General features: G+C 51.4%; 12 protein-coding genes. 8 read left to right on the top strand and 4 right to left on the bottom strand.

Features of this window, described 5'->3' with window-relative positions:
- Positions 1–40: 40 nt before the first annotated feature.
- From A8707_RS02220 to A8707_RS02210, 3 genes are all read left to right on the top strand, one after another.
- Positions 41–1024, top strand: a complete 984-nt coding sequence (locus A8707_RS02220; RefSeq protein ID WP_068814679.1) for an energy-coupling factor transporter transmembrane component T family protein — start codon at positions 41–43, stop codon at positions 1022–1024.
- A 132-nt stretch (positions 1025–1156) separates the two neighbouring features.
- Positions 1157–1669: an inorganic diphosphatase gene (locus tag A8707_RS02215; RefSeq protein WP_068814677.1), complete on the top strand. Its 513-nt coding sequence runs from the start codon at positions 1157–1159 to the stop codon at positions 1667–1669.
- 283 nt (positions 1670–1952) lie between these two features.
- On the top strand, positions 1953–2798 hold the full coding sequence (locus A8707_RS02210; protein ID WP_068814676.1) for an MBL fold metallo-hydrolase: 846 nt from the start codon (positions 1953–1955) through the stop codon (positions 2796–2798).
- 6 nt (positions 2799–2804) lie between these two features.
- On the opposite strand, the gene A8707_RS02205 is transcribed toward A8707_RS02210, so the two are convergent.
- The 4 genes from A8707_RS02205 to A8707_RS02190 form a co-directional block, all read right to left on the bottom strand.
- Positions 2805–3860, bottom strand: a complete 1056-nt coding sequence (locus tag A8707_RS02205) for an anthranilate phosphoribosyltransferase family protein (protein ID WP_068814675.1) — start codon at positions 3858–3860, stop codon at positions 2805–2807.
- A gap of 40 nt (positions 3861–3900) precedes the next feature.
- A complete protein-coding gene (locus A8707_RS02200) occupies positions 3901–4866 on the bottom strand; it encodes a LysR family transcriptional regulator (RefSeq protein ID WP_068814674.1) in 966 nt (321 codons plus the stop codon).
- A gap of 136 nt (positions 4867–5002) precedes the next feature.
- On the bottom strand, positions 5003–6310 hold the full coding sequence (locus tag A8707_RS02195) for a HEAT repeat domain-containing protein (RefSeq protein ID WP_068814672.1): 1308 nt from the start codon (positions 6308–6310) through the stop codon (positions 5003–5005).
- A gap of 526 nt (positions 6311–6836) precedes the next feature.
- The gene (locus A8707_RS02190) at positions 6837–7310 is read right to left on the bottom strand and encodes a QcrA and Rieske domain-containing protein (RefSeq protein WP_068814670.1); all 474 of its coding nucleotides are present in this window, start codon (positions 7308–7310) and stop codon (positions 6837–6839) included.
- A 336-nt stretch (positions 7311–7646) separates the two neighbouring features.
- On the opposite strand from A8707_RS02190, the gene A8707_RS02185 reads away from it, so the two are divergent.
- The 5 genes from A8707_RS02185 to A8707_RS02165 all read left to right on the top strand — a co-directional run bounded on the left by A8707_RS02185 (position 7647) and on the right by A8707_RS02165 (position 14862).
- Positions 7647–9554, top strand: coding sequence for a ferredoxin--nitrite reductase (locus A8707_RS02185; protein WP_068814668.1), 1908 nt, complete (start codon positions 7647–7649; stop codon positions 9552–9554).
- Between the two features lie 143 nt (positions 9555–9697).
- The gene (locus A8707_RS02180) at positions 9698–11023 is read left to right on the top strand and encodes a CmpA/NrtA family ABC transporter substrate-binding protein (protein ID WP_068814667.1); all 1326 of its coding nucleotides are present in this window, start codon (positions 9698–9700) and stop codon (positions 11021–11023) included.
- 83 nt (positions 11024–11106) lie between these two features.
- Positions 11107–11940, top strand: a complete 834-nt coding sequence (gene ntrB / locus A8707_RS02175; RefSeq protein WP_068814666.1) for a nitrate ABC transporter permease — start codon at positions 11107–11109, stop codon at positions 11938–11940.
- 39 nt (positions 11941–11979) lie between these two features.
- Positions 11980–14004 (top strand): ABC transporter ATP-binding/substrate-binding protein, encoded by a 2025-nt coding sequence (locus A8707_RS02170; protein ID WP_068814664.1) that lies wholly within the window; start codon positions 11980–11982, stop codon positions 14002–14004.
- Between the two features lie 27 nt (positions 14005–14031).
- Positions 14032–14862 (top strand): nitrate ABC transporter ATP-binding protein, encoded by an 831-nt coding sequence (locus tag A8707_RS02165; RefSeq protein ID WP_068814662.1) that lies wholly within the window; start codon positions 14032–14034, stop codon positions 14860–14862.
- The last annotated feature ends 103 nt before the right edge of the window (positions 14863–14965 follow it).

Below are 14965 nucleotides of genomic sequence, written 5' to 3'. Positions count from 1 at the left end.
AATCTGATGTGAAATTCCTCAATCCAGAATCCAAACCCAAATGGATTTACTCCGATCGCTCCCCCTCGGTCTCTATCTAGAACACCCCATTACCTGGCTGCACCGACTTGATCCCCGCGTCAAGCTGGCGTGGCTGATGAGTTTTTTGGCGACTCCTCTGCTGGCAAGCCCAGAGTGGCGGATCTTTCTGGTGGCTTTTTTGGTGCTGCTCACTCTGTCGGCGATGATTCCTCTGCGAGTGTGGAAGCAGCAGATTGGGTGGCTGGCGCTGCTGGCGCTCTATGTGTTTTCGCTGGTGTCGATCGCGCCGGATGGTTTAAACGCCAATCATCAATCTCGACTGCCCGAAAACGAACTGGCATTTGTTCAGCAATCGAGTACGCTGTCTGCACCTGTGCCACCTCCCGCTTGGTATAACCCGTTTAACCTTGGCAAACCTACTGCTCAAAACGCGGCGACTGAAGCGCTTAAACGTCCTGATCTGCCTCAACCTACTGACTATCACTACGTCTTGCTGAAGCGAGGTCCGTTGACAGTAACGCGGCGATCGCTCGACCTCGCTATCCGGCTCAGCACCCTTTTATTCACCCTCCTCTACAGCACCAATCTTTATCTCCTCACCACTGCCCCTGAAGAAATCACTGCCGGAATCGAAGATTTAATGAGTCCTCTGCGACGATTTGGGGTGCCCGTTACCGAGATTGCGCTGACGCTGACGCTTTCCCTGCGCTTTATTCCTCTCGTGCTAGAGGAGTTTCAGAACTTAGTCCGATCGATTAAAACTCGTGCAATCAACTGGAAAAAACTTGGATTTCGTCGCGGCGTACAGGTTTGGATGTTAGTTGCAGAACGGCTCTTAGAAAACTTGCTGCTGCGGGCAGAGCAAATCTCTAGCGCGATGAAAGTGCGGGGGTTTACCAGCCCCGATCGTCACCGCGTTGAGTGGCATCAGTTGCGGCTTAAGCGAGCTGACTGGTTCGCGATCGCGGCATTAGCGCTGCTTTGGACGGCAAGATTTATCTAAATCGTGAACCGAGATGATCAAACCGATCGCCCTCTTCCCCTAAAATCAAGGATGAAGAATCAGCGATGATCTGCAATTTAGTGTTTCATCCCTCATTCCTCATCTCTTTTTTACGTCGCTTGGAGAACCGCAGTGGATTTAACTCGCATTCCCGCCCAGCCTAAGCCAGGTTTAATCAACGTCCTGGTCGAAATTCCCGCAGGCAGCAAAAATAAATATGAATTTGACAAAGATTTGAATGCCTTCGCGCTCGATCGCGTCCTTTACGCCTCGGTGCAATATCCCTATGATTATGGCTTCATCCCCAACACGCTGGCAGATGATGGCGATCCTTTAGACGGCATGGTAATTATGGATCAGCCGACCTTCCCCGGCTGCGTAATTGCGGCTCGTCCGATCGGGATGTTAGAAATGATCGATGGCGGCGATCGCGACGAAAAAATCTTGTGTGTTCCTGACAAAGATCCTCGCTATGTCAATGTCAAATCCCTCAATGATCTGGCATCTCACCGTCTGGATGAGATCGCCGAATTTTTCAGAACCTATAAGAATCTAGAGAAAAAAGTGACCGAAATCCTCGGCTGGCAGGATGTTGATAAAGTTCTGCCCTTAGTAGAGCAGTGCATCAAAGCCTATCGCCAATAGCCCACATCTCGCCTTAGAAGGCTCAAGAACTTCTTGAGCCTTTGACCTATCAATAAAGTTTGAATTCTGATTGAATTGGTAACAACGGAATCGAGATGGGTAGCATAAAGAATAACCAACCCAGGTTGGGCAACCGTTTCGATAAATGGTTGGAGTGTGACTTCGATCGTGAACCCTTCATCTAGCAGTTTGTGACTAATCCACAAATTTGACTAAAATGTTTCATCCAGACTGCTCCAAATCCAGCTCAGCAGACGCTCTTGAGACAAGTACAAATCTAGAAATGATTAATCCTTCAGAATTTGTGATTCAGTTTTGGGGCGTTCGGGGCAGCATTCCCGCTCCGGGAGGTGAAACCGTCCGCTATGGAGGCAACACTTCCTGTCTAGAGATGCGAGTTGGCGGTAAACGCCTGATCTTTGATGGAGGAACAGGTCTGCGGGTTTTAGGTCAGCACCTGCTAAAGCAGCCGCCTGTCGAAGCACACCTGTTTTTCAGCCATTCTCACTGGGATCACATTCAAGGATTTCCATTTTTTGTGCCTGCGTTTGTGCCAGGTAACTGCTTCCACATCTATGGAGGCGTGGCACCCAATGGCGCGACGATGAAGCAGCGTCTCAGTGATCAGATGCATCACCCCAACTTTCCAGTGCCGATGCAGGTGATGAAGTCTGATATGAAGTTTCACGATTTGATGCCGGGTGATGTCATTCAGCTAGACGATATTACCATTGAGACCGGTCCGTTAAATCACCCAAACTCGGCATTGGGCTATCGGGTGACGTGGCGGGGTCGCACTGCCGTCTATGCCACCGACACTGAGCACTATCCTGACCGCATCGACGAAAATCTGGTCTACCTGTCGCGCGATGCAGACGTTTTGGTTTATGACGCGTGCTACACCGACGAAGAATATTACGACCCCAAAACCCCCAAGATTGGCTGGGGTCATTCCACCTGGCAAGAAGCGCTGAAAGTCGCTCAGGTGGCGGGTGTCAAGAGAGCCGTGATGTTTCACCACGACCCCAGCCACGACGATGATTTTCTCGATCAAGTCGAGTCTGACGTGCAGGTGATATTCCCAAACAGTTTGTTGGCGAAGGAAGGCATGATCTTACCCGTCGGCTAGAAGCGGTTAAGACTTGACGGATGCTAAAGATTTAGTGACTTTGCAGATCTGACTGAGCTTTTGAGCCGCGATACCTTGAGTCAGAATGGCTTCAGCCTTGGCAAGCCCTGCGGTGAGATCGGGGCAAACGCCACAGCGCCACAGATAGAAACCGCCATTCCAGACTGCGGCCTGCGTTAGCTCAGAGGGCTTGCCTCCTAAGACGGCTTGCACTGCCACGCCCCAGTCGTGCGTCGAGGTTAAAGGGACTTCTTTTGCAGCAAACCCATAGTCGCGAGGAACGAGATTCTGCCGTTCAAACTCAGATGTGTGGATGCCGATGATGGCAGTGCGATCGCGCGGCAAGTCACAGCTTCCTTCTAACCCTTTGACGGTGGTGAAGTTCGTTGTTCCGCGTCGAGCAAAGGCATCGCGAAACATATTTTCAGTAGGCGGATGCACAAAGCCACAGACCACATGAGCGTCTCCTGCATAGGGCGACCACATCAGCTCTAATGTAGAAAACGGGGGACGTTTGCCAATTTGATCGCGATACGTCACCAGTCCCGATGCAAGCGGAAAGTGATTTGTCAAGTAAACAAATCCTAGCCCTGTTGTTTCTAAAACGCGCTGGACTTGATCGAGCGACAGCCGTTCCCAATGTACGCCCAATTCTTGCCAAAGCTCGATCAACGGCACGCCTTCTTTTGTGGGCATCCGATCGCCACCATGCAGAATCACAGACACGCCTGCACTCGTCAAAATCAGAGCCGTTAATGGGCTAATCGGAGCCGTGCGCGATCGACCATCGTAAGGCAAACACAGAACCGTGACGGGGTAGGCAGACTCGATCGGCTGAAGACTCGGTCCCAACTCTTGATAAGCGTCTAGCATTCCCGCCAGTTCTTCCCCAGTTGGGCGCTTGATGCGATGGGCAATCATAAACGCCCCAATCTGAGCCGGAGTTGCCTCTTGCAGCAGCATCATCCGAGTTGCCGCTTTTGCCTGGTCGCGGCTCAAATCTTCCCCGGTGTGAGGTCCACTGCCCACTTTTCGCAGTAGCTCTCTAAACGCATTGCTCATAATTTCTATCCAGCAACCTTAAGAATTTTGTTTCAGACGTTTATCTTTCCACGACTTGAGAAGAGACGTGCTTTACAGTTTTTGGCGACACTAAGGAGGGGATTACTACACTGGGCTGACGCATTAACTCATGCACTAGCGATCGAAAGCGATGAATCGGAGGAATTTGCAGCCGATCATGGGTCGTCACCAGCACAACCTGTCGAGTCAAGGTCGGGGCAGCCGTCGCTCGTGATGCCAACGTTGGGTCGAGATGAATGTCATGAATCGCGCCTTGAGGCAGCAGAGCAATCAGTTCTCCTTGACGAACGATGCCGCGAAATGCGTCTAATGTGTTGAGTTCTAGAACGGCGTTGAGGGCAACCCCCTGACGCTGAAACTGTTCTTGAACGAGTCGCTGCATTCCATAGCCATCTTTGAAGACGACTTGGGGATAGCGCACCAATTCTGTCCAGGGCACCGCGTCATACTGGGTAAGTGGGTGATTTGCCGCCATTAGAATTTTGACAGGCTCGTCATATAAGACATCGACAACCATTTCAGGACTATTAGTCAGAAAGCGGTTATTCATGACGATCGCCAGATCGACCAGCCCATCTTTCAGCACTTTGAGGGCACGATCGCTGCCTAATGATGTCACCCGCAACTGCACTTCTGGATGCTCTTTGCAAAACCGTTGCAGCACAGGCGGCAAGTGAAACGCACAGACCGAATGAATCGCCGCCACACACAGTTCGGGTTGCTTGCCTTCTAGCAAGTCTGCGAGTTCTTGAGTGGCGGTGCCCCACTCGTTCCAAATTTTGCGGGCGTGAGGCAGGAAGCGATCGCCCGCAATGGTCAATTTTGCTTGAGCCGTGCGGTGCAGCAGCGGCAGCCCAACTTCTGCTTCAAGTCCTTGAATCTGACGACTGATAGTAGATTGCGTCACATTACATTTTCGGGCGGCTTGTTGAAAGCTCCCGGTTTCTGCAACTGCGAGAAATGCCTGCAACTGCTCTAGACGCATGAACTTGTAGTGAGTGTGACACTTCCTATAGACCTTAACGAATTTGATTAAAAACTTTAGTAAGAGTTGATACAGGTTGAGGGTAAGGAATCGATGAGTTTGTCGCTCAAAACTTATCGCTAAACCTCACGATTCTTTAAAAGTGCCACTCTTCAAGAGCGATCGCCACACCGCGTCCCAGTTCTGAACCAGAGTGTTCACTTTGAAACAGTTGCTTTAGGCGTTGATGGGCGGCTTCAGGGGCGAGAGATTTGAGGGCAGCAATCACGTGCAGTCTGACGCTGACGTGGGGATCGGCAAGAAGATTAATTAACGGATTGAGCGCCGCCGGGTCGCCCAGTTGTTTTAGAGCGAGGGCGATCGCTTGTCGGGCTGAAGCCGATTGAGCAAAGGTGCCGTCTTGTTGCAATAAATCGAGCAAGATTTGGGTTGCCTGACGTTTTTGGTCGGGATGGTCAACTCGCCCCAACACCACCAAGATTTCTTGACAAACAGATGCCAGCGGGAGTTGGATCAGCGAGCGCTGCAAATTGTGCAGTGCGTCTGACGTGCCGATCCAGCCCAAGGCTCTGACAAGCTCGATCGCTAATGATTCCGGCGTGTTGAGAGATTGCAGCGTTTGAAACAAGACGCTGGTTGCCGCAGGGGTGCCTAACCGACCAAGGGCGATCGCGGTTTGTCTGCACACGTCTAGATTCAAATCGAGCAAGAGCGGACGCAGATGCGAGGCGAGATCCAGTTCTGTGACTTCGGCAGTGCAAAAGCCGAGTCCGATCACGGCGGCTCGTCTGACGGGTGTGCTCGGATCTCTAAGCGCCTGGATCAGAATTCTTGTAATGTCTGGGGTGTGGAAACTGCTGAGAGCTTCGATCGCCGTTGCTCGCACTTTAGCCTCTCGATCGTGAACAATCTCAATCAGCAAGGGCACTGTTGCAGGGTGACGAATCTGAGACAGGGTTTGAGTCGCTAATCGGCGCGTGTTGTCTTGATCGAGCAACGGGGTGAGAATCTCGATCGCGCTACTGCCCATCGCCGCGAGAGTGTTAACTGCCATCGCGTTCAGGTCTTCGTTGGTGGATGTTTTGAGCAGATCGACTAACGCGGTGACGACACTGGGATGGTTAAAGCTACTTAAGATTCGAATCGCGAACCACTGCGCCTCTGAGTCAGCGTCTTGATCTTGAAGCAGATCGAGCAGGGGGGCGATCGCGCCAACGCCAAAACTTGGAAAGAGTTTAGCGACATCCCATCGGTCTTGAAAGTCTCCAGACTCTAAACTCTGTAATGCTAGATCTAATAGAAGAGCGGATAGATCTGCATCAAAAGAGCAAGAGGAATAATCTCCGCTTAACAAGTGCTGGAGATGTTGATTGAGCAATGCCCAGTCTGCTCGATAGGCGGCGGTTTGAGCTTGCTGCAAAAGTTCAAAATGAGTTGGCTGCACGGTTCCTCGGCGGGTAATGACTGAACCGCTTACTCACAAAACTGTGGAGTACGCTTAAGTTTGCTTTTGCACATCCTAAACCAACTGCGGCGCGATCGGGCACTTTAACTAAGGAGTCTGGATTAAATAAAACCGGGATTTGCCTTCATCTTGGAGACAGGGCTTTACCGCTTCGTTTGAATCATCGGAAAACCCCCAAATCCTCAACTCGTGGGAGACTTTGACTCTCAGGTCAGGGCTGAAACGTTGATCTTGCTGTCTCAAAGTCCTCCGGAATGGGGAATTTAGAGGGCGAAGAAGCGGTGCAATTGTCGGAGGTGTTTAATCCACAATCCTAAGATGCCCGATCGTGTCGATAATCTCGGTCTAACCCGACGGGCTGCCTTTCTGCATCACTTCTTGCAGATGATGACGAATCTCTTAAACCGTTTTCATATCATCGTCTTTCAATCTGCGAAACAGCTTTACGCAAGGCTGAAAACTCATCTATACCGAAGTCGAAGCCGTCAATCCAACACTCAACTCGTTATACCTTTTTCACCAAAACCGAATTCCCTTCAATTTTCGCCAGGTAAGTCCCTAATGGCTTACGCGCCGGACCCTGAATCACCGCTCCATCTGCTGTGAAGGCGGCACTGTGACAGGGACACGCAAAAGATTTGCGCTCACTCTTCCACGCCACTAGACACCCTTGATGCGTGCAGGTCGGATTCACCGCCAGCACCGCAGTGGGCGTAGTCGGGCTGCGAACCACTAGCACCGGACCGATCGCAGATTGCTCACTCAAGATCTGATTATTTTTATCGAGATCGGCAACTGATCCGATTAACTGAAAGCCATCACTTTTGGCAACATTGATTGCAGTTGCACTCGGTAGAGCAGCCGAATCAGAGTTCTTAATGCAGCCAGCCAGCCCCGAAACAATCGCAGTCATCGCGACGGGCAGACGACTGACCGCCCAACCCAGCCCAAACCACGAGAGAAACGATCGACGATTCATAGGGTGCTCCTTACCGAAATTAGCGCAATGTGAAGTTTTATCCTAACAGCAGATGCAGCGCGAGCAGAACTCTCCCATTCGATGCTGAAATCGCATCATATCCATGCACAAACTTCATACTTGGAAATATTTAGTAACTAAATATACGAATCTCCCCTGTGATCTCGCCTACCTTGGCTTCATGAGCAAATTGTCAAGCCTTAAATGTACTGAAAGTTGAAATCTGTATGACGACTCGTTGACAGATTTAACTTTAAAGTTTGACTCACCTCGCAACAGAATTAGTTTCTTGATCGTTCGTGTTCAGCGCGGACACCCATTACCATCAGGCTCATCATGACAGACACCATTTCATCAGCCGTAACTCTCAATAAGTTTGAAAAATTGAAAGCCGAGAAAGACGGGCTTGCGGTGAGGGCTGAACTGGATTATTTTGCTCAGATCGGCTGGGAAGCGATGGATGAAACCGATCGTGACCATCGCCTCAAATGGATGGGGGTTTTCTTCCGTCCGGTGACTCCGGGCAAGTTTATGCTGCGGATGCGGTTGCCAAATGGCATTATCACCAGTGGACAGACGCGGCTGTTGGCAGAAATCGTGCAGCGCTACGGCGAAGACGGCTATGCCGATGTGACCACTCGCCAAAACCTGCAACTGCGCGGCATTCGGATCGAAGATGTGCCCGACATTTTTAACCGATTTGAGAAAGCGGGGCTGACCAGCATTCAGTCGGGAATGGATAATGTTCGCAACATTACGGGTTCTCCGGTCGCCGGGATTGATGGCGATGAACTGTTCGACACGCGTGAGTTGGCAGTTCAAGTGCAAGACATGATCACCAATCATGGTCAGGGCAATCCTGAATTTACCAATCTGCCTCGCAAGTTTAATATCGCGATCGCGGGCTGTCGAGATAACTCTGTTCACGCTGAAATCAACGACATCGCCTTTGTTCCCGCTTATCAAGACGGCATATTCGGCTTCAACGTTTTGGTCGGTGGCTTCTTTTCTGCCAAACGATGCGAAGCCGCCGTGCCGATGGACGTGTGGGTGACTCCTGGCGAAGTGGTCGCGATGTGTGAATCGATTCTCACGGTCTATCGCAATCATGGACTGCGCGCCAACCGTCAAAAATCTCGTCTGATGTGGCTGATCGACGAATGGGGCATCGAGAAGTTCCGCTCTGAAGTTGAGCAGGACATCGGACATTCACTGCGTCCGGCGGCTCTTAAAGATGAGATCCTTTGGGACAAGCGCGACCACATCGGAGTCTATTCCCAAAAACAACCCGGCTTGAATTATGTGGGGCTACACGTTCCGGTAGGGCGGCTGTTTGCCCAGGATATGTTTGACTTAGCGCGACTCGCCGAAGTCTATGGAAGTGAAGAACTTCGCCTCACGGTCGAGCAAAATGTGATCGTGCCCAACGTTCCCGACTCCCGACTCTCAGCATTGCTCGAAGAAGCGATCGTTGAGCGGTTTTCCCACAGACCCAACAATCTTTCTCGTGCGCTCGTGTCGTGTACTGGCTCGCAGTTCTGCAACTTTGCCTTGATTGAAACCAAAAATCGCGCCGTTGCATTGATTAAAGAACTCGAAGCCGAACTGACGTGCGATCGTCCCGTTCGCATTCACTGGACGGGGTGCCCCAACTCATGCGGTCAGCCTCAAGTTGCCGATATTGGCTTGATGGGCACCAAAGTCCGCAAAGACGGGCGCACGCTGGAAGGGGTAGACCTTTATATGGGTGGCACCGTGGGCAAAGACGCTCATCTGGGCACCTGTGTTCGGAAAGGCATTCCCTGTGAGGATTTGAAGCCGATTCTGCGAGATATCTTGGTTGAGCAATTTGGTGCTCATCTCACCGCAGAAATGCCTGTTGGTCAGCCTTCTCAAATTGAAGTGACTGTCGAAGACGAGTTACCAACCAGTCTTCAGTTTCTTCAGCAGTCTCAGAGTTCCGCCCCTGCAATCGCGGCTCCTGCCACGGTTCAGTTTGCAAAATCTGGTCAATCAGTCACCTCGATCGAAGGTGGCTCGATTCTAGAGATGGCTGAACACGCAGGAATTGACCTCGACAGTAGCTGTCGATCGGGAACGTGTGGCACCTGCAGGCAAACGCTGTTAGCAGGTGAAGTTCGATATGACGGCGACCCTGCCGCACTAGATGATGACGATCGCGCCGCTAGAACTATTCTGACGTGCATCGCTCATCCGGTGGGTCAGGTATCGATCGAGGCTTGATTGGTAATCAAGTCCATTTACCAGACTGTTAACCGGGCAGTTAAACGCTATTCTCGGCTGCCCATTGACACCGTTCCTCCTCACACGCTGCAAGTTCCCCCTTGCGGCAAATCAAACTCAGCGAAACCACTGGAATAGGATTAATGAGCAATCTCTCAAGACGGAACTTTATCATCACCGCAGGCGCGACCGCTGCCGGAACGCTGCTTGTTCATGGGTGCAGCAGCCCTAATAAATCTGCGACAGGTGGAGGCACTCCTAACGCGGTTCCGGCTGTGAATTCTGGCACGGCAGATGCGCCAGAAGTGACCACTGCCAAGCTCGGATTTATCTCCCTGACCGATTGCGCCCCGTTGGTCATCGCCAAAGAAAAAGGCTATTTCGAGAAGTATGGGATGAAAGATGTCTCAGTCACTAAGCAAACTTCTTGGGCAGTGACTCGTGACAACCTCGAACTCGGCTCTGACAAAGGCGGCATTGATGGGGCACACATTCTGACCCCCATGCCTTACCTGATGTCAGCAGGCAAGATCACCAAGGGCAACACGCCGCTGCCCATGTATATTTTGGCGCGTCTCAACCTCAACGGGCAAGGCATCTCGCTGTCTAACGACTATGCAGACTTGAAAGTTGGAGTAGATAGCTCATTGCTCAAGGCAAAAGTCGATGCGGCAAAGGCGGCTGGCAAAAAATTCAAGGCAGCCGTCACGTTTCCCGGTGGCACCCACGACTTGTGGATGCGCTATTGGTTAGCGGCAGGGGGCATCGATCCTGACAACGACGTGGATCTGGTCGTGATTCCGCCGCCTCAGATGGTTGCCAACATGGAAACCAAAACGATGGATGCGTTTTGCGTCGGTGAACCTTGGAACAGTCGTCTGGTCAACAAAAAACTTGGCTATAGTGCCCTGACGACAGGCGAAATGTGGAAGGGGCACCCCGAAAAAGCGTTCTCAATGCGGGCAGATTGGGTTGACAAAAATCCTAAAGCGGCGAAGGCGCTGTTGATGGCGATTCAAGAAGCTCAAGTTTGGTGTGATAAAGACGAAAATAAGCAGGAAATGTGTGAGATTGTGTCGGCTGATAAATACATCAAAGCTCCCGTAAAAGACATCATCGATCGCGCCAAAGGCAACTTTGATTTTGGCGATGGTCGCACCCTGCAAAACAGCGATTTGCTGATGAAATTCTGGCGGGATGGAGCTTCCTATCCGTTTAAGAATCACGATGCCTGGTTTATCACCGAAAGCATTCGCTGGGGTAAGTTTGCGGCGGATACCAACATCAAAGAGATGGTCGACAAAGTGAACCGTGAAGACCTGTGGAAAGCTGCTGCGAAGGCGATCGGGCAAGAAGCCGCGATTCCCAAAGATTCGTCGCGTGGGGTCGAGACGTTCTTTAATGGCACCAAATTTGACGCAAATGATACCGCAGGATATTTGAGTAGCCTCAAGATTAAGAAAGCGTAGTCAAGGCGTTAGGGGCACGACAAGATCATGCCCCTAACCAAAAGTTTTTGTTCTTGCATTCTCTGAACCCTCTGCAACTCCCTATGACTATTCATCCTTCCCTTCGTCCAGCGTCGTCGTCTGCGTTTGTTGAAACGATTCAAAAACACGCCAAACTTTTGATTCCGCCGATCGTATGTACGGCGGTGCTTTTAACGGTTTGGCAGTTGTTGTGTCTTGCGCCCGATACCAAGATGCCGGGTCCGATTCGGGTTTTGCAGCAAACCTATGAGTTGATTCTCAACCCGTTTTATGACGATGGCGGCACCTCTAAAGGGTTAGGCTGGCAGATTTGGATCAGTTTGCAGCGGGTGATGATCGGGTATTCGCTCGCGGCGATCGTGGGCATTGCCCTCGGTGTGTTAATCGGGATGAGTCAATTTATGCGGCGCGGTCTTGACCCCATGATTCAAGTGTTGCGGACGGTTCCGCCTCTAGCGTGGTTGCCGCTGGCGCTGGGCATTTTTCAGTCCAGCGACCCAGCCGCGTTGTTTGTGATTTTCATTACGGCGATTTGGCCGATCGTCATCAACACTGCGCTGGGCGTTCAGCAAATTCCTCAAGACTATAACAACGTTGCCAAAGTGCTGCGCCTGTCGGGGAGAGAATATTTCTTTAACATTTTGGTGCCGTCCACTGTGCCCTATGTGTTTGGTGGATTGCGAATTGGCATCGGCTTGGCGTGGCTGGCGATCGTGGCGGCAGAAATGCTGAAAGCAGAAGGCGGCATCGGCTTTTTTATCTGGGATGCCTACAACGCAGGCAACGAAAATAGCATGAGCGAAATCATTATTGCGGTGCTGTATGTCGGTTTAGTGGGCTTGGCGTTAGATCGACTGGTTAGCTACCTCGGTTCGCTGATTGTTTCAGAAAATTAGTTAACCCGATCGTTGGTGATTCTTCATTCTTCTCCTGCTATGTCTTTCTTTTTAGAAATCGACCACGTTGATAAAGTCTTTCCGCTCACAGGGGGCGGCAGCTATGTTGCCCTTAAAAACATTGAACTTCAGATTCGTCAAGGCGAATTTGTGACGCTGATTGGTCACTCTGGCTGCGGCAAGTCTACCCTGCTCAGCATCGTAGCGGGGTTGGACAAACCCAGCGTGGGCGGTGTAGTGCTAGAAGGGCGACAGGTGACCAGTCCGGGACCCGAGCGCATGATGGTGTTCCAAAACTATTCGCTGCTGCCGTGGCTGACCGTGCAGGAAAATATTGCCCTGGCAGTCGATAAAGTCTTAAAGCATTTGCCCAAAGACGAACGCAAAGGCATTATCGAGCAAAACATTGATCTGGTGGGGTTAAGACCTGCGGCACACCGTAAGCCCAAAGAGCTATCGGGCGGCATGAAACAGCGCGTCGCGATCGCTCGTGCTCTCGCCATTCGTCCCAAAATGCTGTTGCTCGATGAGCCGTTTGGCGCATTGGACGCACTGACTCGCGGCAATCTGCAAGAGCAACTGATGCGAATCTGCGAAGAAAGCCAGGTGACGTGTCTGATGGTGACGCATGATGTCGATGAGGCGCTGCTGCTGTCCGATCGCATCGTCATGCTCACCAACGGACCCGACGCTCACATCGGTCAGATTCTTGATGTCGCCATTCCTCGTCCTCGCACGCGAATGGAGGTCGTCAGTCACCCCAGCTACTATGCTCTGCGGAATGAGATCATTTATTTTCTCAATCAGCAAAAGCGAGACAAAAAGCGCAAAGTTAAAGAAACCGTCAAAGTGGCGATCGCTCGCAACGGGCTAGAAAAAGTCAATCTCGATATTGGGTTTATTCCTCTGACGGATTGTGCGCCGCTGATCATTGCTAAAGAGAAAGGCTTCTTTAAAAAGCACGGATTAGAAGAAGTTACGCTGCACCGCGAACCGAGTTGGAAGGCGATCGCCCAAGGCATCACCGAAGGACGATTAGACGCGGCGCAAATGGTGGCTGCCATGCCGCTAGGATTGACCCTCGGCATGAATGGCAAAGCGCCGATGCCCGTCCTCACCGCAATGGTGCTGTCGCGGAATGGCGATGCGATTACCATCAGCAAAAAACTTTACGATCGCGGTGTGAGATCTCTCGAAGATTTCAAACAGTTCATCACCCAAACGCCCGGAGAAACTCACACACTAGGCGTGGTGCACTCCGCGTCGATGCAGAATTTGCTGTTGCGCTATTGGCTGGCATCAGCAGGAATTGACCCCGATCGAGACGTAAATCTCGTCACGGTGCCGCCGCCTCAAATGGTGGCAGCGTTAGAAGCAGGAACTCTAGACGGCTTCTGTGTGGGCGAACCGTGGAATTCTCGCGCCGTTCAAGAAGGGTTGGGCGTGGTGCTGACGACTAGCCATGATTTGTGGACAGGACACCCCGAAAAAGTTTTAGGCGTGCGTGAAGACTGGGCAACTCAGCATCCTCAAACGCACCTCGCGCTGATGAAAGCTTTGCTCGAAGCGTGTGAATATTGCGACGATCGTCGCCACCGCGAAGAGATGCTCAATCTGTTGGCAAAGCCTGAATATGTTGGGGCTGACGTGAAATATATTCGTCCCGGATTCATCGATCCCTATAGTTATGGCGGCGATCGCAAACCCGAATCTCTGCTGCGGTTTAACCAATTTCACATCGACCAAACCAACTGTCCTCAGCGAGTCGGTGCCCTGTGGATTTTGACCCAGCTTGCTCGATGGGAGATCATTCCCGCCTTTCCTAAAAACTGGATTGAGATTCTCGATCGCGTCCGTCAAGTCGAACTTTATGGCGAAGCAGCGAGACAGGTTGGCTATCCCGGCACCGAGCCAAACCGCAATTCGTTCACATTGTTTGACGGGGTCGTGTTTAACCCCAATGACCCGATCGCGTATCTCAAATCTCTAGAGATCAGTCACGACATTCGCATCGAAGAAGTCTTGCTTGATGTGCCCAGCAATCGGATCAAAAGCGCTGCCTAACCCATTCTTATTCCCCCTTTCCTCCCTATGCAGACTCTAATCAACGAAGACTTTACTCCACAAACGCTTCAGCCCGATCCGTTTCTCGTCGTCGATAACCTGTCAAAGGTTTATCCGACTAAAAGCGGAGACTACACGGTTTTAGATCAGGTGAATCTCACCGTCAGTGAGGGGGAATTTGTCTGCGTCATTGGTCACTCTGGCTGTGGCAAAAGCACCCTGCTCGATATGGTGTCTGGCTTTCGGCAGCCTTCTAGTGGCGAGGTTCGCCTTCAGGGAAAACAGATTACCCAACCGGGACCCGATCGCATGGTCGTGTTCCAAAACTATTCGCTGCTGCCCTGGAAAACTGCCTTTGAAAATGTCTATCTGGCAGTCAATTCGGTTTACCCGGACAAGCCCAAAAAAGATAAAGAAGACATCGTTCACAAACACCTGGCGATGGTCGGGTTAGAAGAAGCAGCGAATAAGAAACCGGGGCAACTGTCGGGCGGCATGAAACAGCGAGTCTCGATCGCGCGTGCCTTAGCCATCTATCCGCAAGTGCTGATTCTAGATGAGCCGTTTGGTGCCCTCGATGCGATCACCAAAGAAGAATTGCAGGAAGAACTCTTGCAGATTTGGACTGAGCATCGTGTCACCGTGCTGATGATCACTCACGACATTGACGAAGCGCTCTTTCTTGCCGATCGCGTCGTCATGATGACCAACGGACCTGCCGCTAAGATTGGCGAGATTTTAGATATTCCCTTCCCGCGTCCGCGCATTCGCACGCAAATCATGGAAGACCCGCACTACTACACCCTGCGGAACCAAGCGCTCGATTTCTTATTTAGTCGCTTTGCTACCCATGATTAAGTTTGTGATTAAGTTTGCTCAAGACTGCGACCCGGAGACCGAAGCAGTACTAAGGCACACAGAAACGACGATCGCCTACGAGCAAAAATAGTGCCTACGTAAA

This window comes from Phormidesmis priestleyi BC1401 (assembly GCF_001650195.1).
Taxonomy (GTDB): domain Bacteria; phylum Cyanobacteriota; class Cyanobacteriia; order Leptolyngbyales; family Leptolyngbyaceae; genus Phormidesmis_A; species Phormidesmis_A priestleyi_B.
Note: the sequence above shows the minus strand (reverse complement) of the source record. Positions and strands in the feature narration are given on the sequence as shown.

Coding starts and splice junctions, on each gene's coding strand:
- A8707_RS02220 (WP_068814679.1), top strand. CDS start 41: ATGGATTTACTCCGATCGCTCCCCCTCGGTCTCTATCTAGAACACCCC.
- A8707_RS02210 (WP_068814676.1), top strand. CDS start 1,953: ATGATTAATCCTTCAGAATTTGTGATTCAGTTTTGGGGCGTTCGGGGC.
- A8707_RS02205 (WP_068814675.1), bottom strand. CDS start 3,860: ATGAGCAATGCGTTTAGAGAGCTACTGCGAAAAGTGGGCAGTGGACCT.
- A8707_RS02200 (WP_068814674.1), bottom strand. CDS start 4,866: ATGCGTCTAGAGCAGTTGCAGGCATTTCTCGCAGTTGCAGAAACCGGG.
- A8707_RS02190 (WP_068814670.1), bottom strand. CDS start 7,310: ATGAATCGTCGATCGTTTCTCTCGTGGTTTGGGCTGGGTTGGGCGGTC.
- A8707_RS02185 (WP_068814668.1), top strand. CDS start 7,647: ATGACAGACACCATTTCATCAGCCGTAACTCTCAATAAGTTTGAAAAA.
- A8707_RS02180 (WP_068814667.1), top strand. CDS start 9,698: ATGAGCAATCTCTCAAGACGGAACTTTATCATCACCGCAGGCGCGACC.
- ntrB (WP_068814666.1), top strand. CDS start 11,107: ATGACTATTCATCCTTCCCTTCGTCCAGCGTCGTCGTCTGCGTTTGTT.
- A8707_RS02170 (WP_068814664.1), top strand. CDS start 11,980: ATGTCTTTCTTTTTAGAAATCGACCACGTTGATAAAGTCTTTCCGCTC.
- A8707_RS02165 (WP_068814662.1), top strand. CDS start 14,032: ATGCAGACTCTAATCAACGAAGACTTTACTCCACAAACGCTTCAGCCC.